Genomic DNA, 18859 nt, shown 5'->3' with positions numbered 1-18859 from the left:
TGTCGTGGCCACCCCGGGATGACGCCAAGGTGGCTGGGGGGTCAGTCGATACGACCGACCAGATGGCCGATGGGGAAGATCTCGCCGGCACTTACCAGGATGGTAAGGGTGCCGCTGGCCGGGGATTCCACATCCAGTACGGACTTATCGCTTTCGATCGAGTAGATGACTTCCCCTTCGGCGACTTGCGCGCCGTTCTCGGCGATCCATTCGACCAGTTGCACTTCGGATACGGCATCACCGGCGGCTGGGATTCTGAGTTCAGTCATTTCATGATTTCCTGAGTAGCTTTAACGATGGCGTCAGCGCCTTTGTAATGAAGGCCGAGCAGGCCCCCATGTTTCGGAACGGGCGCGTAGGCACCAGCGATCCGTTGTATGGGAGCTTTGAGCTTGCCGAACAGCTCCTGATAGAGCAGGGCGGATATTTCGGCGGCTGGGCCCATGAAGTCGGTGGCGCGATGGGCGATCACGGCACGCCCGGTTTTGGCAACTGACTCGAGAATTGTCTGACCATCCATTGGTACCAGGCTGCGCAGGTCAATGACTTCGGCACTGATACCCTGGCCCGCCAGGGCTTCAGCAGCCTTGAGGGCATCGCCTACCGCAGGGCCGTAGGAAATGATCGAAACATCACTGCCTTCGCGGCGGATGGCCGCGAGGCCCAGGGGAATGCGGTACTCACCTTCCGGCATTTCCGAGCTACCGAACAAGTTCAGCATGGAGTGGATCAGTACCACTGGGTCCGGATCGAAGATCGCCGACAGGAGCAGGCCTTTGGCGTCGGTCGGGTTGTTCGGATAGCACACTTTCAGGCCAGGGGTGTGCATCAGCCAGGCTTCGGTTGATTGCGAGTGCTGGGCGCCATTGCCGGCTCCGACCAAGGTCATCATGGTCATCGGCACGGACATCTGTCCGCCCGTCATGTAGCGGGCTTTGGCGGCGTGGTTGACCATCTGGTCCATGGCCACGGGCAGGAAGTCCATCATCAGCAGTTCGCCCACTGGTTTCAGGCCTGCCAGGCCTGCGCCAACACAGGCCCCGAAGATGCCTTGCTCGGCAATCGGGGTAGAACGCACACGGTCACCAAAACGGGTGGACAGGCCTCGGCTGATACCGACCACGCCACTGGCTGGGTCGGCAATGTCTTCGCCCAGCATGATCACGCGATCGTCTTGTTCCATGGCGATGGCGAGCGCTTCGTTGAAGGCATCTCGCATTGTGGCCTTGCGCATCGGACCGGCCGGCACAGCGGACGATTGCGGACGAGTGCGGCTGATCGGTTGGAAGCCAGGGTCCTGATAGACATCACTGACCACGTCGGCTTCGGTGAAGGGGGCCGCAGGGGTTTCCAGTACAGTGGTCATATCACGCGCCACTTCACTCGCTACACCCGCTTCCAGTGCCTGGAGTTCTGCCTCGTTGGCATGACCTTCGGCTAGCAGTTGTGCACGCAGTGCCTCGATAGGGTCGCGGGCGCGCTCGGCGGTCAACTCTTCTTGGTTCATATAGGCGCCGGCGTCGGCAAAGTAGTGCCCGCACAGACGGTAGGTCATGGACTCGACGAAGGTCGGACCGTTGCCGCTACGGGCGCGCTCGATGGCCTCACTGAAGACGGCGGCCAGGGCCTGCGGATCGCGGCCACTGACGGTGACACCAGGCATGCGGTAGCCATCGGCCCGTTCGGCCAGCTTTTCCAGCACAGAGTAATCGGAGAGCGGCGTGGACTCAGCCCAGCCGTTGTTGTGGCAGACGAAGATGATCGGCAGCTTCCACAGCGAAGCGAAGAGCATCGCCTCGTGAACAGCGCCAATGCTGGTGGCGCCATCGCCGAAGCTGACCGTGACCACCTTGCCGCTGCTCTGCAATTGCGAGGCCAGGGCCAGGCCGACGCCGACCGGAGCGCTGGAGCCGACGATACCTGTGGTCATCATCAGACCAAGGTCAGCGCGTGCCACGCCCATGCCGCCGCCCTTGCCGCCGCATACGCCCGCAGAATGACCAATGCATTCCGCCAGCAGCTCACGCAGAGGCAGGCCACGGGCCAGGGTGTCTGCCAGTCCGCGGTAGATGGTCACCATCTGGTCGTCCCTGCCCAGGCATTGAGCCAGGACGGAAGGAGCGAGCTCTTGACCGGTGACGGGGTAGAAGCTGAAGGAGATCTTGCCGGCACGCAGTTGCTTGGATATGGCCTGTTCGGCGGCACGGATCAGTGCGACACGTCGGTAGATGGCCTTCATTTCGGCGGAGGCGAGAGGGGTCGGGTCTTTATCGGGGGGCATCGACACGCGTACATCTCCTATGAATATGGTTCAGGTTGTTGTGATTCTCGAGTACCTGTACTGAGGCAGGTCTGAATCCTGTGGAAATAAAATAACCGCAGAGATTTAACTTGTATACCTAATTTACCTATATAGTTTTTTGGGGATTGAATTGGGATTGGGATTGGGCGATGGTGCTGGTGAGTAAAATGGGCTTGTGATGTGTAACTTGGTTAACTATATTTTCGATGTCGTTCATCGGAGCACGTTAACCGTGTCTGTCCAAGCGTACGAAAGGAATTGAGGAGGGGGGCATGTCCGGCAAAGAACAAGCAAAACATCCCACGCTCGGCATCCGCATGGCGGAAGACGCACAGCGCCCCATAGAAGGGGCTTTTGCTACCCGTTCCACATTCGATATGGGGACTGCAGACCTGCCCGTGGAGCGCTACATCTCGCGGTCATTCCATGAGCGCGAAATGCTAGCAATGTGGCCGCATGTTTGGCAGATGGCCTGCCATGAAGGCGATATCCCGGAGGTCGGTGATTACATCACTTACGAGATCGGCAATCGCTCGTTCATCGTGGTTAGGGTCGCAGAGGGCGAGATTAAGTCCTACCCGAACGCCTGCCTGCACCGGGCCATGCGTCTGGTCAAGGGGCAGGGTAAGGCAGGAGCATTTACCTGCCCGTTCCATGGCTGGTCCTGGGGGCTCGATGGTTGTAATCGCCGCATTACCGAGGACTGGGATTTTCCGCAAACCTGCGAACGCAACATGAACCTTCCGGAGGCGCGGGTGGGAACCTGGGGCGGATTTGTCTTCATCAATCCCGACGCGGACGGTAAAGAGTCCTTCGAGGATTGGTTGGGCGTTCTTCCGGCGCACTTTAAGCGCTTGCCGTTGGAAGACTTCCGGGTTGCTGTGCATGTCGCGCGCATAGTGCCCGGCAACTGGAAGGTGGCCATGGAAGCGTTTATCGAGTCCTACCACGTGATGCCGACGCACCCGCAGTCGGTGCCAGTGTCCGAGTACGCTGAGACCCAGTACGACATCTTCGACCGCAACGTCAGCCGTCTGGCCACCGTGTCGGTAGCACAGGCTTCCGGTATCACTCGCAAGATGTCGCAGCAGGAGTTCGCGGACTATGCCGCCAAGGGCACCGGGCGCGAGCCGATTCAGGTTCCGGATGGTATGACCTACCGCAGCGCTTTGGCGGATCAACGCCGTCAAGCGGCCGCCGCTGCGATGGGCAAGTCGCTGGACCATCTCAACGATGTCGAGTTGCTCGATGCGATCGAGTACTTCCTATTCCCTAACTTCATGCCCTGGTATGGCATGGGGCTTCCGATCGTCTATCGCTTCCGCCCCAATAAGGACAATCACGACAGCTGCATCATGGAAGTGTACGTGATGACGCCGCGTAACCTTGCCGAAGCGATGCCTAGGGCTCCTGCAGTGGAGTGGTTGCCCGAAGACAAGCCATTTGTAGAGTGCGCCGCCCTTGGGCGTTTGGGTCCGATCTTCGATCAGGACTACGACAACATTGAAGGCGTGTGGATGGGGTTGCAATCCACCGTCATGAAGGGGCTGGTTCTGGCCAGCTACCAAGAAGCGCGTATTCGCCACTATCACAGTCGCATCGACGACTTCATCAACGCCCAAGAGAAATAGCGCCATGAACAGTATTCCCGATAGCGTCGAAGAAGATCTCTCCCAGAGCGTTCTGTATGAAATCATCGACGGCCATATTGCCCGTATCACGCTGAATCGGCCGCACCGCAAGAATGCGATCCTGACGCCGGACATGAACGACATGCTGGCCCAGGCGTTCGCCAAGGCGCAGGACGACGACGAGATCAAGGTGATCATCCTGGCGGGTAACGGCAGTGATTTCTGCTCCGGAGAAGACACCAAGAAAATGCCGGTCGAGGCGTTCGGCCTGAAAAAGGGTGGTCGGCTTGGCCAGTCCAAGCGCATGCGTGGTATCCGAAAGCTGCTCGACAGCACCCTGACCGGCACCATTTGGGGCGACAAGGTGGTGATCCTGGCAGCGCAAGGCGCTGTGCTGGGGCAGGGGTTCTCCTTTGCCATGACGGCTGACATTCTGATCCTCTCCGAAGATGCGTATGTAGCTCGTCGTCAGAGCCGCATTGGTTTTGCCGGCTTCGAAACCCAACTGCCGATGACCATGCTGCGCCTGGGCTTGAACCGGGGGATGGAGATTCTTCTGACCGGTCGCAAGATGAGCGCCCAGGAGCTCAAAGAGTGGGGGGTCGCCAACTCGGTGGTGCCGCGTGAAAAACTGGAAGACGAAGCGCTGCGCTATGCCCGAGCGGTTGCAGCGCACAGCACCGACAACCTGATGCTGGGCAAGCGCGCCTTGCAACAGTACTTCCATGGCCTGGGCGTCAGCGCCTTCCTGAATTTCGCCAGCGTTGGTCACCCGCTGTTCTCTAATGTCGTCTGGCGGGAAGACGAAATCAACTTCTTGCGTGAGCGTGATCGTGTGGGTGGTCGGCAGGCGATGCAAAACATCAATCAGGTCTGGCAAGACCTGGGCTTTGAGTGAGGCGGGCCGGCACCATGGAACTTAACTACGGACCAGAGCACGACGAATATCGGGAGCAGGTGCGGTCTTTCCTTCGCCGAGAATGGCGCGGAGGAAGCGATGTTGCCGCCTTTCGTCAGCAGGTCATTGAGGCCGGTTACATTACCGGCACCATTCTCGATTGCGATGGCGGCATGAAGTTGGGTGATGCCAGCGGTGACTTCATCATCCCGCCACAATGTTAAGGACCCGACCAAGACCGAGTTCGTTCAATTTGAAGTGGGTGGCGATCATGTCGCCACCATTACACTCAACCGTGCCGAGAAGATGAACGCTATCAACGCCGAGATGATGGTGGGAATCAGACGCCTGTGGAAGGTCGTGCGCGATGAAGATCATATCCATGCGGTGGTATTTCGCGCCGATGGCAACCGCGCGTTTTCCACTGGCCTGGATCGTGTTCAGGGCTTTCAGTACCCTGACAAGATCTGGAACAAACCCGACCCGAGCGAGAGCCTGGATCCCAAACATCACGAGGTATAGAAACCTTGTCACTGCTGTCGGCGGCATGTGCGCTGGCGGCGCCTTCTACATTGTGGGCGGTTCCGATGTGGTGATCGCATCCGACGACGCGACCTTCTTCGAACCCCATGTCGACTTTGGCTTGGTCGCCGCCCTGGAGCCAATCAGCATAACCCGACGCATGCTACTGGGCGAAATCCTGCGTGTCTCGCTCATGGGCGTGGAAGAGCGAATGAGCGCTCAGCATGCCCATCAGATAGGCCTGGTTAGTGAGCTGTTACCCCACGACAGTTGTGGGCTCGTGCACACAAAGTGGCGGCCATCATTGCATCCAAACCGTCCGTTTCCACTCAGGGCACCGTCAGGGCTATTTGGAAGTCTCTGGATACCGGCCGTTCACAAGCCATGGCGCGTGGGTTGAGTACCGCGGCGTTGGTCAGCATCGGGATGGCCGATTTGCTGGTGCAATACGCCGATGCGCGCTTATCGGGTTTGCAGGCCGCCGTGGAAGCAGTTGGGACGATTCTGCCGCCGTGGCTCTTTATGATCATCGACTGAGGGGGCGCCTGGATACAGAACAGGTTGCCGCGAATATTGATGCCCATTAAGCGTCCCAGTCCTCACCTGTTAGTTCCAGAATCGGTTTCATCACCTTGGACCGGCCGGCGTTATTTATAAAGATATCAAGCTTGCCGAGCCGCGCGACGGTTTGCGCTACTGCAGCATCTAGCGAGACCCGATAAGTTACGTCCCGGAGAGGGTGGGCCACCGGCAACTCATGCGCCGCGAGCTCCGCGTAGTGGTTTCCACTCGCTCAGTAATGTCCATGAGCACACCCTGGCGCCGCGTTTGAGCAACATCTAAGTTAACGCGCGTCCCAGGCCATAGCTCATGCCAGTGACCAGGGCTACCTGGCCTAACAGTTCCGATGCATTTACGCTACTTCCTAGCTTGCCTGGACGACCTAGTTATCTATGTTTGCGATGTGGAGCTAAATTAAGAGAGATGCAACAGAAGCGAAAGTAGGCCACTCGGAGAGGATGAGCTGCACTCAGAGGTGTTGGAGCAACAGAAAAACCCCGCAACCCCAAACCAATAGCGGGGTAAAGATAGATAAACAAGTGGCTAAGTTAACTATGATGTGACATATTCCGACCAGCACTTCAGGAGATTACAATGGCAAAAAAAATAAGTGAGAGTAGTGGGCAGGCCGCGTTGATGGGCTCGATTGGCGACGACCTGCGTCTCCCCAAGCTTTCTCACATGGTGGCAGGGCGGCTGCGCGATCAAATCGCATCGGGCAATCTGAAGGCAGGTTCAATGCTGCAGCCCGAAAGCAAATTGCTGGAAATTTTTAGTGTGTCGCGCCCAACGTTACGCGAGGCGCTGCGAATTCTTGAAGCGGAAGGGCTGATCAGCATCGGCCGAGGGATGCGTTCGGGAGCTACTATTCTGGGGCCAAGCATCCAGAAGGTGGCTCAATACGCCAACTTTATGCTGGCAGCGGATGGCGTGACCATGCGCGATCTGCATCAGGCGCGGATGTTCTTCGAACCGGGCGTTATTCGTTCTTTGAAAGGGCGTAGCGTCGAATTGAAAGATGCAAGCGAGGAGTTGCGCGCTTGCGTCAGCGAACTCCAAGGCGCGCTGCAAGAACGGAAATATATCGATGTCGTCACCGGCACCAACCGTTTCCACGAACTGTTAGCGCAGGCTTCGGGCAACAAGACCATTGCAATGCTGTTGAGTGTGCTGCAAACCATTTCCGACGGTATCTACTCGATCAACCTTACAGAGCAACGTGAGTCGGCCGAGGCGCTGCACAAGAACATGACCAAGACCGTTGCCGGTTATGACGCGCTGTGCAATCTGCTGGAAAAAGGCAAGGTGGATGAAGCTGCGGCGTTCTGGCAGCGCTATATGGAGCGCGCCCTGGATTTCCTCAATCGTACAAAGATGGGTGAGCGCAAGCTGATCTCCAGCTCCGTGAAGGCCGGCCCGGCCTGATCAATCTCTGCCGATGCCAAGGGAACCGAATCGCCGGTTCGATTCGTTCCCCTAGGCAAACCTTTTTTGCCTACTAAATAGAGCAGCCGTGCAATGCGTCTGCCGTCTTGCGTAACGTCTTAGATCCCCCATCATCCGTTTGCCCGGTATAGAGCTCCTTGTGGAACGCCTGGCTATAAGCATGTCCCTTGATTCGCTTGCCGGTCCCCTTATGGAAGGGTGATCGCGCCGTTCACTCGCGAATGTCTGTATCTAAAAAGCGCGATGCCGTTGCGTGCTTGATTTGTTGACTCAATACGCTATAACCTAGATAACTAATTTATCTAACAGTGACGGTGCATCGGATGTGGAACTGGAGAAGCTGTTTCGGCCACGCTCTGTCGCGATCATTGGGGCGTCTTACAAAAATGCCTGGCCTGCATTGGTGGCGCGAAGTCTTAAAGTCTTGAACTTCAGTGCTCCGGTGCACCTTGTCAACCGTAGTGTGAACGCCGGGGGCGACATTATTGTGGTCCAGGGCAGCCAGGCCGGCGGCCACTGCGGCGAGGTGTCGATTCAGGTGCTGGTGCCAGAGGTGATCCGCGCGATTAAGCTCATTCGAGAGGTGCCCGTGCTGGCTACTGGCGAGATAATGACCGGCCAACAGATGGCGGGCTGCATGGCCTGGAGGCGCAGGGAACCTGGACCGGATCGATCTTGGCCACCAGCGAAGCGGAAACCAGCGAAACCTTCCGCGAGAAAATGGTCCAGGCCACTTCCTGCGACATCACCCGCTCCGCAGTCCGCATTAGCAAGTCGAGCCGGTAACTGCGTTTCGCCCGGCATGATGTCTGGGGCGCCCCGGACAGCCCGGGTGCGCTGCCCATGCCATTGATGTCCATGCTCAGTAACCAACCCTGGCAGCAGTCGGTCGTGCTGCCGATGCGGGTAACCCATTGGTGCGAGTACTGGTCACCTATTTTGTTGGTCAAGGTGTTGGCCTGGTCGACAACATCCATTCCTTTCGTGAGGTCGTGGAAACATTCAAGCTCGAATTCGCCGAAGCCTTTTGTGAGCTATGCGCGGCCTTTGAAAAGTAAGGAGAGGGTATGCAGTTATTGAATCTCGCTACGCTGGAAAGCTTTTATGTCGGTGGAAGGTTACGCCAGGTGCAGCACGAGATCTTCGGTCTGGAAACACAAGTGACGGGGGCCATGTATGTTCAGCGTATGGTTCCCCAGAAACGATGTTTTCCATTCCCGATTGTGTTCTTGCATGGCGGCATGCATTCCGGTGTGACTTGGGAGACAACACCTGATGGTCGTGAAGGCTGGCAAACCTTGTTCGTGCGAGCCGGCTTCGAAACGCTGGTGATCGACCAAGCGTGGCGTGGCCGTTCCTCACCAGATCTGACAGGGCTGAACCCCTTGGCCAATGGAGCAGAAGCCGTGGGGCCGGCCTTTACCTGCGGCCTGGAAATCGGCGAGCGCTTTGCTCGCGGTGGTGGGCGCTTTCCATTGGCGAAGTCACTGTGTTATGGCGCGCAGCTCTGGCCAGATTTTGGTGTGCCGGGCGCCATCGCCGCCGGCACGCCCGGTCGCAGCGATCCACGTGCCCTCGAGCCGCTACTGCAGCTCATCGATTTGCTTGGTGAGGTGGTGTTGATCACCCATTCCCAAGGCGGGCATCTGGGGTGGATGGCCACCCTCAATCGCCCGCACCAGGTCAAGGCGATTGCTTCGATTGAGCCTGCCCAGACCTGTCCGGGACTGGACGATCCTCTTTTTCCGAATATCCCAGTACGGCTGATGTGGGGAGATAACCTGCCTTCCCAGGGCAGCACGCTGTCGTTGCGGGATGTTGAGCAGGCCAGGGTGTTGTCGCAGCGTTTCACCAATATTTCCCTGGACTATCTGCCCGAGTCTGGTATTCACGGCAATGGCCACATGCTGATGATGGAGGATAACAACGATGTCCTGGCCGCACGGGTTGCAGACTGGTTACTGAGTACGCCGGTCAACTAAATGAGGCGGTCGCGAATGATCGCGGCTTTTTAAGGGGGCCGTTTGGAGGTGACGGGATGCATGAGGAGCTCTTTACGAAAGCGGCTGGAGCAGCGCTTGCAGCCATTTAGGGAATAAAAAGACCCTGTAACGACTGGCGATACAGAGTTTCCTGCGTATTACACGGCGCTCAGAGTTTCAGGGTGTTCTATCAGGCGCTTGAAGGTCGCGAACAGTTGTGCAAAGACGGCGCAATCAACGGCGCGGTGATCGACCAAGATGGTGACGTTTATCAACGTATCGACTTCAATCTTCCCTTCGCTGGCAATCACCTGTTCTTGGCCAGCGCCTATGGCAAGGATCATTGATTGTGGAGGGTTGATGATGGCGCTGAACGTCTTCGACGTCGAAGATGCCCAGATTGCATGCGGTGCGGTGCCCCTTGATGCTCGTAGGGTGAGTCGGCACGGTTCTAGCTCGACCCGCCAGCCCCTGGATCTCGTTGCCGATTTCTTGCGGTTGCTTCTGCTCAGCGTTGCAGACGATAGGCTTGACTATGCAGGGAGGTGTAGCGACGGCTATTGCAACGCCAATCTGCTGGTGCTGAGCATCACTTTCTCGCTACAAGACGTACGTCCTCCGGGACTTCGCGCAGGGCGAGAGCCACTGCGCGGACGATAATGTCATTTATCGATGACTTGACCTGCGACGCAGCATTTAGTTGTTTACGCAGAGAGAGCAGGGTATCGATCCAGCAAGCGCCCTTCACATAGAAATGCAGAACCTGCTGCTGAGATTCGGTTTGCCGACGGGCAATGGTGGGGTGCGTCACGCTGTCGGGCTCGTTCTACGATGCAGCAAATGTTCGTAGGTCTACTGCTGCGAAGGAGGAACAGGCGTCTGGGCCAGATTGTTCATTCCGTATCCGCGTGAGCTAACAATGCATCCTTATCCCATAACCCGTTTCGGCGTCAAAACCCAAGGCAGGAGCCGTATGCGGTAATTCTGCAAGTACGGATCTGTGCGGGGGGTGGCAGGCAACTGCCACTCCTACCGCGACCGGAGCATTCATCGTCGCCGTCTGCTAGAAGTGACGGTCTTTGGTTATTATTGGGCGACTTGGGTAAAAAGTCGCTTGGTGCAGCGTCGGATTGTCGGTTTCATATCAACCCCTGGTCACTGGGGCCGATGTGCTCGAAATGGCCTGGGGAGCCGCCAATGATCTCTAAGGCTAGGTTTTGCGCTGTACCACGACCAACCCCATGACGGCTGCCGCCGCCAACATTCCAGCGGTCATGAAGATATAGGCTGCCCCTGGATTGCCCGTCAGGCCAATCAGATAACCGACAATCCACGAACCGAGAAATGCCCCCAACGCACCGCAGGCATTGATCAACCCGATGGCACCGCCGAATACGTTGGCCGGTATGAGTTCGGGAATCAAAGCGAAGAACGGTCCGTAGGGGGCATACATCGCTGCCGCTGCGATGGTGAGCAGGCTGAATGACAACCAGAAGTGAGTAGAACCCAATAGGAAAGAGCCGAGAAACGCCAGGGCGCCCAACGCCAGTAGCGGCCAGACGAATAGTTTGCGTTGGCCGGTTTTGTCCGAGGCCCAGGATACCACCAACATCGTCACCACTGCTGTCACATAGGGCACGGCACTCAGCCAGCCAGTGGTGACGATGTCGGAGGCCGACGCCTGCTTGATGATCGATGGCAGCCACATAATGAAACCGTACACGCCGATGCTCCACAGCGCGTGCACCAGGCACAGCATGATCACCAAGGGCGAGGTGAAGGCCTGGCGGTAATTGCGGACTACCGTCATGCCTTTTTGTTCGTTGGCCAGGGTGGTCGCCAGTTGGTCCTTTTCTTCGCGACTCAGCCAGTTGGCTTCCTCGGGTTTATCTCGTGCCAGACGCCACCAGACAAACGCCCAGAGCACCGCCGGCGCGCCTTCGATAATGAACATTTCCCTCCAGCCCCAGGCATGAATGAGGTAACCGGAGACCACCGACATCCACAGTACCGTGATCGGGTTGCCGAGGATCAGAAAGGTGTTGGCCCGCGAGCGTTCCTTGCGAGTGAACCAGTTGCTGATGAAGATCAGCATCGCAGGCATCACTGCGGCTTCGACCACGCCGAGCGAGAAACGAATGATCATCAGCATCGGGATGTTGGTCACCAAGCCCGTGGCCATGGCGCAGAAACCCCACAGTATCAGGCTGCAAAATACCAGTTTGCGCACGCTGTAACGTTGGGCGTAGATGGCGCCGGGGACCTGGAAGAAGAAGTAGCCGAGAAAGAACAGAGAACCGATCAGCGAGGAGGTGCCCTTGCTGATGTTCAAGTCTTGCTCGATGCCGGAGGCGGCTGCAAAACCGTAGTTAGCGCGGTCGAGGTAGGCCAGGCTGTAGGTGATGAAGATCAGCGGGATCAGATAAAACCAGCGTTTTGCCGCGAAGCTCTCAGACTTCGACTGGCGCGTGACGTCGGTATTTGCTGCAGAGAGAGCAGTTTCTTTAGTGATACTCATGAATGGCCCTTCATTGTTGTTGTGTTCGAGGGTGTTGCATTCAGGTGACGCGGATCAGAGCGGGGCCGTCGCGGGCAAGCCAGGGCAGGGCGGTTTATCGGCGACGGCGTCAGTTCATTCAGGGGCGGGCTGCCGTGCCGTCTGGCAATCGAGCATTGGTCCAGCTCGGTATGCCGCCCTGGCACGGATAGAGTTTGGCTTTCTCTTCGTCGATGTCTACGCCGATGCCCGGGCGATCACTGAGGTAGGCGTAGCCGCGGTCGATTTCCGGACAACCGGGGAAAACGTCCAGCAGGTTGTCGTTGAGCGGTGTCCATTCCTGGATGCCGAAGTTGGTGGTGCTCAGGTCTAGGTGCAGGTTGGCGGCGACACCAATCGGCGAGATGTCACCCGGTCCGTGCCAGGCCGTGCGTACGCCATGGAACTCGGCGAAAGTGGCGATTTTTTTCGCCGGGGTGATACCGCCGACCGTGCTGACATGGCAGCGTATGAAGTCAATCAAATTGTTCTGGATCAGCGGTTTGAATTCGTTGACGTTGGTGAACAACTCCCCCATTGATATCGGCGTCGAGCTCTGCGTGCGCAGGGTTTTCAGCCATTCGATGTTTTCCGGTGCGACCGGGTCTTCGAGGAAAAACAGCTGATGTTGTTCGAGGTTCTTTGCCAGTTGTACAGCGGCGATTGGCGAGACGCGTTCATGGACATCGTGGATGAATTCGACACCGAAACCGAGCTTCTCCCGCAGGTGGTCGAACAGCTTCGGTACGGCGCGCAGGTAAGCGTCTGGATCGAAATAGATACCGTGGGTCTTGTTACGCGGGGAAATTTTCGGCTGAATATTTTTCGCTCTGGCCAGCTTGCCAGCGATCAGTTTGAGATCCTCGGTGCCCGAGCCACCGTACATCCCCATCTGGCAGCGCACGTGCTGATAGCCTTCTTCCATCGCTGCGCGGACGCTGTCTTCCACCGCAACTTCATCCTCACCATCGCAGTGCCGGTACAACGGCACGCCGTCGCGGCAGCGGCCGCCGAGCATCTGGTAAACCGGCAGCCCGGCGACTTTACCCTTGATGTCCCACAGTGCCATGTCCACGCCGGACAGTGCGTTGTTCATGATCGGCCCGGAGCGCCAGTAACCGCTAACCGCCGCTGATTGCCAGATATCTTCGGTGCGTAGCGCGTCCTTCCCGATCAGGAAAGGCTTCATGTACTGCTCGATGGCTGCTTCCACCGCAAAGATCCGTTGAGTGAATGTCGCACAGCCCAGGCCGTAGAGCCCTGGCTGGTTGGTTTCCACTTTCACGACGACCAGATCAATGCCGCCCGGAGCGGTGAGAATCGTTTTTACATTTGTGATTGTTACAGACTCCATCTCGGTCTCCCGTTGAACCGTCGTTTGCTTAAGTCCTGAATCCGTCGCCAGTGGTGGCTTATGACTCAATAAGTCTTGCCTCGTTGATCGCGTCCACGTTGTTGGCCATCGCCTCGTTGAGGGTCTCGGCGGCGGCCGCGGCGTCATGGTTTTTTATGGCCATGTAGACCTTGATGTGCGCGTTGACACTTTCCAGGGTCACGCCCAGTACGCGATTGAGTTCTTCGAGGTAATACAGATAGATGTGCCGGATCGAATCCATGGCATGGATGAAAATCTTGTTGTGCGAGGCCTTGACGATGGCGTAGTGGAAATCGAAGTCGGCCTGTGAATAGCGTTTGTAATCATCCTTGTTCACCAGCATCCGGTTCAGGGCCGCTTCCAGCAGGGCGATGTCGTCGCTGGTGGCGTTCACCACGGCTAACTCCATGCAGCGAAACTCCACGGCCTCACGAAAGACCCGCATGTCTTCGAATTCTTCCTGGGACAGATGCATGATCGGGTGGTTGTCATTGAGCAGGCTGTGCTGCTCGAGGTCGTTGATGACGAAGGTGCCCTTACCCTGATGCGTAACCACGATGCCCAGGCCGCGCAGTCGCTGGACGGCGCTGCGCACGCTGACCCGGCTCACATTGAAAGTGGCGATGAGCTCGGATTCGGAAGGCAGCTTGCTGCCGGGCGGCCAGAGCCCTTGCAGAATGTTGCGCTTCATCTGCTCGTAAACAAGGTTAACGGTGTTTTGCGTTTTGACGCCTTCACGATTCATTTTGTGGTTTCTAACTCGTCACATAAGTTGAAGTCCTTGTAGCACCTTCCGCCAATAAATCGAAGAAGTAAATACCTTTCAGGATGAAAAATTGATTTTTTTCTTGATTGTTGCCCAGTTTCAGGGTCAGGATGGTCTCGGGTTGTCCCATGAGTTAGGGTTTATACGATCAACCTATTAGTTAAGTTGTAGGTTGGAAGGTATCGTCGCCAGGCGCATCGGGGCATTGTTACGAGAATAAAAACGCTGAAAACCGAGGAAAGCATGTCATCACTTTTTGATTTGAGCGGACGCACCGCACTGGTAACCGGCTCCACTCGCGGCTTGGGTTTTTCCTATGCGCTGGGTCTTGCAGAGGCGGGCGCCACGGTGATTCTCAACGGCACCGATGCGGCGCGGATGGAAGACGCCATCGGCCAACTCTCCGCCCAGGGGCACCATGCCACGGGCCATCTCTTCAATGTTGCGGATGAAGCGGCGGTGGAAGCCGTGTTCCGCGAGCTCGATAGCCAAGGCGTGCTGGTCGATATCGTCATCAACAACGCTGGGATCCAGCACCGGCAACCGATGCTCGAACTGGCGCTGGCCGATTGGCAGCGGGTGCTGGACGTCAACCTGACCAGTGCCTTCATCGTCGGGCGGGCTGTGGCCAAGCGCCTAGTGTCCGCCGGGCGTGGTGGCAAGATCATCAACATCGGTTCACTGACCAGCGAAGCGGCGCGCGCCACGGTCGCCCCCTACACGGCGGCCAAAGGCGGTATCAAGATGCTGACCAAAGCGATGGCGGCTGAATGGGCGCAGTTTGATATTCAATGCAACGCCATCGGGCCGGGGTACATCCTCACCGAAATGAATTCGGCGCTGGTGGACAATCCGGACTTTGATCGCTGGGTCAAAAGCAGCAACCCGACACAACGTTGGGGCCGTGCCGACGAGTTGATCGGCACGGCTGTTTACCTCTCATCTCAGGCCTCCAACTACGTCAGCGGCCAGATCATCTACGTCGATGGAGGCTGGCTGGCCACGCTGTGATCTGACCCGACAGGCATGACGGGCAGTGCTCGGTCGCCATGTTCGCGGACGCAAAACTTACCTGATAAATACAAATAAATAGGTAGTGCGATGAAACCCACACGCGCAAGACTGTCGGTCTTGGCCATGCTGTTTGTGGTCACGGCAATCAACTATATGGACCGTGCCAACCTGTCGGTGGCTGGTTCGGCAATTCAAGGCGAGTTGTCCCTGTCGCCGACCCAGTTGGGCCTGCTGTTCTCGATGTTCACCTGGTTCTATGCCATGAGCCAGGTTCCGGTCGGCTATGTACTCGACCGCGTGGGACCACGACGTTTGTACGGCAGCGCGATCATCCTGTGGAGTGTCTTCACTTTCCTCATGGGCTTCGCCTCTCACCATATCTTCGCAACCGCCTCGGCGTCGTTTGTGATGCTGCTGGTCTGTCGTGCCTTGATCGGTGTCGCTGAAGCGCCGTCGTTTCCCTCTAATACCAAGATCATCGCCAACTGGTTCCCCGACCATGAACGGGCGCGGGCCACGGCGACTTATTCGAGTGCGCAATACATCGGCCTGGCGGTGCTGACGCCGGTGCTGTCCTACATCGTCGCTACCTGGGGCTGGGAAGCTTCGTTCTATATTTCAGGCGCTGTGGGTATCGTGTTTGGCGTCTACTGGTTGATCGCTTATCGCGATCCGCAGGACAGCACCAAGGCTAACCAGGCAGAACTGGACATGATCCGCGACGGTGGCGGCTATGGTTCGGCAAACCAGCGTGGCAACAGCACCAAAGTCAACTGGCCGGATGTGCGTCACGTATTGCGTCAGCCGACGGTCTGGGGATTGTTTATCGCGCAATTCGCAGCGTCCTCGACCCTGTATTTCTTTCTCACCTGGTTCATCGTCTATCTGGAAAAGGGCCTGGGCCTGTCGATTGCCAAAGCCGGGGTCGGCGCCATGTTCCCGTACTTGATGGCCATGTGTGGCGTGCTGTGCGGCGGCCTACTCAGCGACATGCTGCTCAAACGCGGCCACTCGCGGACCAAGGCACGCAAGATTCCGGTGATGGTTGGACTGGCAATGACCACCAGTATTTGCCTGGTGAATTTTTTCGAAGACCAGCCTGTCATTGCCATTGCGATTCTGTCAGTCGCGTTCTTTGCCAACGCCTTCTCCAATCTCGGCTGGGTGGTGTGCAGCGACGTGATTCCACGTCACCTGATAGGCACCCTCGGTGGCTTCCTGAATATCTTTGGCAACCTGTCGGGAATCATCAGCCCGATCGTCATCGGGGTGATTCTTGAGCGCACCCACAGCTTTCAGTACGCCATGTTCTACATCGCCGCCGTCGCGCTAATGGGCCTGCTCGCCTACACCTTTCTGGTGGGCAAGATCGAGGTCGTCGAGCTACCAAGCGCCGAATCTAAATTCAAATCCAAAGCTGAATCCGATCGCCCGTTGGGCAAACATTCCGAGGCATGAGGTAAATCGTAATGGCCATTCAAACAATCGAAAACCACGCCTGTGTCGCCTATGGAATCAAAGACGTACGCCACACATCACTGCCACTTGCGTATTCTGCCGAGGAGCAAGTGCTGGTCAAAGTCAGTCGGGGCGGTATCTGCGGCTCCGACATCCATTACTTCCAGCATGCCAGAGCCGGTATGTCGATCCTCAAGAGCCCGTTGGTGTTGGGGCATGAGTTCATCGGGGTGATCGCGGCAGTGCCGGCCGGCAGCGCGCTCAAGGTGGGGCAGCGAATCGCGGTCAATCCGTCGCAACCATGCAACAAATGCACGCTGTGCCTGGAGGGCAAACAGAATGTCTGCCGCAGTATGAAGTTCATGGGCAGCGCGCAGTTCAACCCTCATGTGAATGGTGGTTTTTCCGAATACGTCGCGGTCACGGAACAGCAGTGCGTGCCTTATGCCGATACCTCCAAAGACAGCGTGATGGTTTTCGCCGAACCTTTGGCGGTGGCAATTCATGCGGTGCATCAGGCGGGTGATCTGGTCGGCAAAAAAGTGCTGGTCACCGGTTCCGGCCCGATCGGTTGTCTGGTGATGGCGGCGGCGCTCAAGGCCGGTGCTGCAGAAGTGGTCGCCACCGATATGAGCGGACGCTGTCGCGAACTGGCAGAGCAGATGGGCGCTACCCTCGCTGTGGATCCGACCGATTCCGCGCAGACGGCACAATGGACCGAGGAGGGTGGTTACTTCGATGTTTGCTTCGAAGCATCCGGCTCGCCAGCTGCGATCGCTTCCACGGCCTCCTTCACTCGCCCGAAAGGCACGGTGGTGCAGTTGGGTATGGGCCACAACACAGTCGAGATGCCGTTGGGGCTGTTGCTGGTCAAGGAGATCAAGCTGGTCGGCTCGTTCCGCTTTATCGACGAGTTCACCACCTCCGTGCGCTGGCTGGAGAGCGGTCGTATCGATCCGCTACCGCTGTTGTCTGCTGAGTTCGATCAGGAGCAGGTAGTCGAGGCGCTGGAGTTGGCCGGTGACAAAAGCAAAGCCGCGAAGGTGCAGTTGATCTTCGCCTGAATGCCGCATTAGTACGCAAGGCCCCCCCCTCGCGACAGGGGGGATGAACCTCATTCGAAGACTGATCTCCATGACATTACTTACGCCTACCGGCGCACCTGTGTGTATCGCCCTGATCGGCGAATGCATGATCGAACTGCAACAGCACCCCGACGGCCAACTACGGCAGAGCTTCGGCGGCGACACGTTGAACACTGCCGTTTATTTGCGGCGCCTCGTCGCCGCGAGTTGGCAGGTGTCTTATGTCACTGCTTTGGGGGATGATAGTTTTAGCGACGCCATGTGCGCCTCCTGGGCGGATGAAGGGATCGACCTGTCGCTGGTACAGCGTTTGTCGGGACGCCTGCCAGGGTTGTATTGCATCCAGACTGACGCCCAGGGTGAGCGACGCTTTTTGTATTGGCGCAACGAAGCTGCCGTGCGCGAATGCTTTACCAACGCTAGGGCGCAGCAGGCACTGGTGGCGCTGGACGACTTCTCAGTGTTTTATCTGAGCGGCATCACCCTGGCGGTACTTGGTGAGGCGGGCCTGGATCGCCTGTTGCCGCGGCTGATCGCGGCGCGTGCGCGGGGTGCCAAATTGGTGTTCGATAATAACTACCGGCCTCGCCTGTGGCACGACCGTCAGCAGGCGGCAGACACTTATCAACGGCTGCTGCCGCATCTGGATCTGGCCTTGCTGACTCTGGACGACGAACAAGCGCTGTTCGAAGAGATCGAGCTCGAATCGATATTGAATCGCTATCAGCAATTGGGGGTGAATGAGGTGGTCATCAAGCGCGGCGCCCAGAGCTGTCTGGTTCACCACGAAGGCGCATTGTATGAAGTCGCTGCAACCAACGTCCCTAGGGTCGTCGATACCACCGCGGCTGGCGATTCGTTCAGTGCGGGTTACCTGTCCTCCCGCCTACAAGGAGGCACTCCACAACAAGCGGCTGCTGAAGGCCATAGGCTGGCCGGGCGAGTGATTCAACATCCGGGGGCGTTGATCGTGCGAGAGTTAATGCCAGGCTGATGAACCACTCTACCTTGGATACCTCCTTCTCGGCGAGCACCCCGTGGACTACTGAATGAATATCTTGTGTGGGCACGCAGCCGACTGAGAAAACAGCACAGCCCTGTTCCATGTCTTTTGCGACGTTGGTTGCAATAGCATTGAGAAAGCGATTTCGTTCGCGACAGGGTTTCGTGTCAGACGGCGCCCCAAACAGATGCCATCAGCGGCAGCTCTTGGTCGATTTCTGTTGATTACGGTGGAGCGGAGTTGACCCGAAGCAGGTGCTCAGCAATGCCCATGAAACAAT

20 protein-coding genes and 2 pseudogenes are annotated in these 18859 nt (G+C 57.5%); 12 read left to right on the top strand and 10 right to left on the bottom strand.

Features of this window, described 5'->3' with window-relative positions; translation table 11 throughout:
- Positions 1–41: 41 nt before the first annotated feature.
- Together HNR03_RS01200 and HNR03_RS01195 are read right to left on the bottom strand one after the other, a co-directional pair.
- Positions 42–269, bottom strand: coding sequence for a lipoyl domain-containing protein (locus HNR03_RS01200; protein WP_259150207.1), 228 nt, complete (start codon positions 267–269; stop codon positions 42–44).
- Positions 266–2281: a thiamine pyrophosphate-dependent enzyme gene (locus HNR03_RS01195; RefSeq protein WP_259152062.1), complete on the bottom strand. Its 2016-nt coding sequence runs from the start codon at positions 2279–2281 to the stop codon at positions 266–268. Before HNR03_RS01195 ends, HNR03_RS01200 begins: the two co-directional genes overlap by 4 nt.
- A 293-nt stretch (positions 2282–2574) precedes the next feature.
- Here HNR03_RS01195 and HNR03_RS01190 point away from each other — a divergent pair, with 293 nt between their 5' ends.
- Genes HNR03_RS01190 through HNR03_RS31830 form a run of 5 tightly spaced genes read left to right on the top strand, consistent with a single transcriptional unit; the run spans position 2575 to position 5753 of the window.
- Positions 2575–3933: an aromatic ring-hydroxylating dioxygenase subunit alpha gene (locus HNR03_RS01190; protein ID WP_259150205.1), complete on the top strand. Its 1359-nt coding sequence runs from the start codon at positions 2575–2577 to the stop codon at positions 3931–3933.
- Between the two features lie 4 nt (positions 3934–3937).
- Positions 3938–4831, top strand: coding sequence for an enoyl-CoA hydratase/isomerase family protein (locus tag HNR03_RS01185; protein WP_259150202.1), 894 nt, complete (start codon positions 3938–3940; stop codon positions 4829–4831).
- A 14-nt stretch (positions 4832–4845) separates the two neighbouring features.
- On the top strand, positions 4846–5055 hold the full coding sequence (locus HNR03_RS01180; RefSeq protein WP_259150201.1) for a hypothetical protein: 210 nt from the start codon (positions 4846–4848) through the stop codon (positions 5053–5055).
- Complete coding sequence (locus tag HNR03_RS01175) at positions 5018–5353, top strand: enoyl-CoA hydratase/isomerase family protein (RefSeq protein ID WP_259150200.1); 336 nt, start codon at positions 5018–5020, stop codon at positions 5351–5353. Before HNR03_RS01180 ends, HNR03_RS01175 begins: the two co-directional genes overlap by 38 nt.
- Positions 5235–5753 carry an enoyl-CoA hydratase/isomerase family protein gene (locus HNR03_RS31830; protein ID WP_405046030.1) on the top strand — a complete coding sequence of 173 codons (519 nt, stop codon included), beginning with the start codon at positions 5235–5237 and terminating at the stop codon, positions 5751–5753. The genes HNR03_RS01175 and HNR03_RS31830 overlap by 119 nt, the downstream gene beginning before the upstream one ends.
- On the opposite strand, the pseudogene HNR03_RS31825 reads toward HNR03_RS31830, so the two are convergent.
- A pseudogene (locus HNR03_RS31825) lies at positions 5683–6101 on the bottom strand (SDR family NAD(P)-dependent oxidoreductase). The gene HNR03_RS31830 and the pseudogene HNR03_RS31825 sit on opposite strands and share 71 nt — an antisense overlap.
- Positions 6102–6508: 407 nt before the next feature.
- Here HNR03_RS31825 and HNR03_RS01165 point away from each other — a divergent pair.
- Positions 6509–7339, top strand: coding sequence for a FadR/GntR family transcriptional regulator (locus HNR03_RS01165; protein WP_259150198.1), 831 nt, complete (start codon positions 6509–6511; stop codon positions 7337–7339).
- A gap of 346 nt (positions 7340–7685) precedes the next feature.
- Positions 7686–7940: pseudogene (locus tag HNR03_RS31820) on the top strand (hypothetical protein); the annotation flags it as partial.
- A gap of 16 nt (positions 7941–7956) precedes the next feature.
- Here the strand turns inward: HNR03_RS31820 and HNR03_RS01160 are convergent.
- The gene (locus HNR03_RS01160; protein WP_259150197.1) at positions 7957–8337 is read right to left on the bottom strand and encodes a hypothetical protein; all 381 of its coding nucleotides are present in this window, start codon (positions 8335–8337) and stop codon (positions 7957–7959) included.
- A 90-nt stretch (positions 8338–8427) separates the two neighbouring features.
- Here HNR03_RS01160 and HNR03_RS01155 point away from each other — a divergent pair, with 90 nt between their 5' ends.
- A complete protein-coding gene (locus tag HNR03_RS01155) occupies positions 8428–9342 on the top strand; it encodes an alpha/beta fold hydrolase (RefSeq protein ID WP_259150196.1) in 915 nt (304 codons plus the stop codon).
- A gap of 158 nt (positions 9343–9500) precedes the next feature.
- Here HNR03_RS01155 and HNR03_RS31815 read toward each other — a convergent pair whose 3' ends face one another.
- The 6 genes from HNR03_RS31815 to HNR03_RS01130 all read right to left on the bottom strand — a co-directional run bounded on the left by HNR03_RS31815 (position 9501) and on the right by HNR03_RS01130 (position 13998).
- The gene (locus HNR03_RS31815; RefSeq protein ID WP_405046029.1) at positions 9501–9686 is read right to left on the bottom strand and encodes a 2-oxo acid dehydrogenase subunit E2; all 186 of its coding nucleotides are present in this window, start codon (positions 9684–9686) and stop codon (positions 9501–9503) included.
- Entirely contained in the window at positions 9628–9915 is a 288-nt protein-coding gene (locus HNR03_RS31810) for a 2-oxo acid dehydrogenase subunit E2 (protein ID WP_405046042.1), read from the bottom strand. The genes HNR03_RS31815 and HNR03_RS31810 overlap by 59 nt, the downstream gene beginning before the upstream one ends.
- A 16-nt stretch (positions 9916–9931) precedes the next feature.
- Positions 9932–10153: a 2-oxo acid dehydrogenase subunit E2 gene (locus tag HNR03_RS01145; RefSeq protein WP_259150193.1), complete on the bottom strand. Its 222-nt coding sequence runs from the start codon at positions 10151–10153 to the stop codon at positions 9932–9934.
- Positions 10154–10552: 399 nt separating this feature from the next.
- Positions 10553–11860, bottom strand: a complete 1308-nt coding sequence (locus tag HNR03_RS01140) for an MFS transporter (protein ID WP_259150192.1) — start codon at positions 11858–11860, stop codon at positions 10553–10555.
- A gap of 118 nt (positions 11861–11978) precedes the next feature.
- Entirely contained in the window at positions 11979–13232 is a 1254-nt protein-coding gene (locus HNR03_RS01135) for an enolase C-terminal domain-like protein (RefSeq protein ID WP_259150190.1), read from the bottom strand.
- A gap of 58 nt (positions 13233–13290) precedes the next feature.
- Entirely contained in the window at positions 13291–13998 is a 708-nt protein-coding gene (locus tag HNR03_RS01130; RefSeq protein ID WP_259150189.1) for a FadR/GntR family transcriptional regulator, read from the bottom strand.
- A gap of 264 nt (positions 13999–14262) precedes the next feature.
- On the opposite strand from HNR03_RS01130, the gene HNR03_RS01125 reads away from it, so the two are divergent.
- The 4 genes from HNR03_RS01125 (at position 14263) to HNR03_RS01110 (ending at position 18570) form a co-directional block, all read left to right on the top strand.
- Complete coding sequence (locus tag HNR03_RS01125; RefSeq protein ID WP_259150188.1) at positions 14263–15030, top strand: SDR family oxidoreductase; 768 nt, start codon at positions 14263–14265, stop codon at positions 15028–15030.
- 90 nt (positions 15031–15120) lie between these two features.
- Positions 15121–16491: an MFS transporter gene (locus HNR03_RS01120; RefSeq protein WP_259150187.1), complete on the top strand. Its 1371-nt coding sequence runs from the start codon at positions 15121–15123 to the stop codon at positions 16489–16491.
- Positions 16492–16502: 11 nt separating this feature from the next.
- Positions 16503–17555, top strand: coding sequence for an L-idonate 5-dehydrogenase (gene idnD / locus HNR03_RS01115; RefSeq protein WP_259150186.1), 1053 nt, complete (start codon positions 16503–16505; stop codon positions 17553–17555).
- Positions 17556–17625: 70 nt separating this feature from the next.
- Positions 17626–18570 (top strand): sugar kinase, encoded by a 945-nt coding sequence (locus tag HNR03_RS01110; RefSeq protein ID WP_259150185.1) that lies wholly within the window; start codon positions 17626–17628, stop codon positions 18568–18570.
- Positions 18571–18859 lie beyond the last annotated feature (289 nt).

The organism is Pseudomonas sp. JAI111 (assembly GCF_024809425.1).
Lineage (GTDB): Bacteria > Pseudomonadota > Gammaproteobacteria > Pseudomonadales > Pseudomonadaceae > Aquipseudomonas.
The sequence above is the reverse complement of the archived record's forward strand: the minus strand, read 5'-3'. Positions and strand labels throughout refer to the sequence as shown.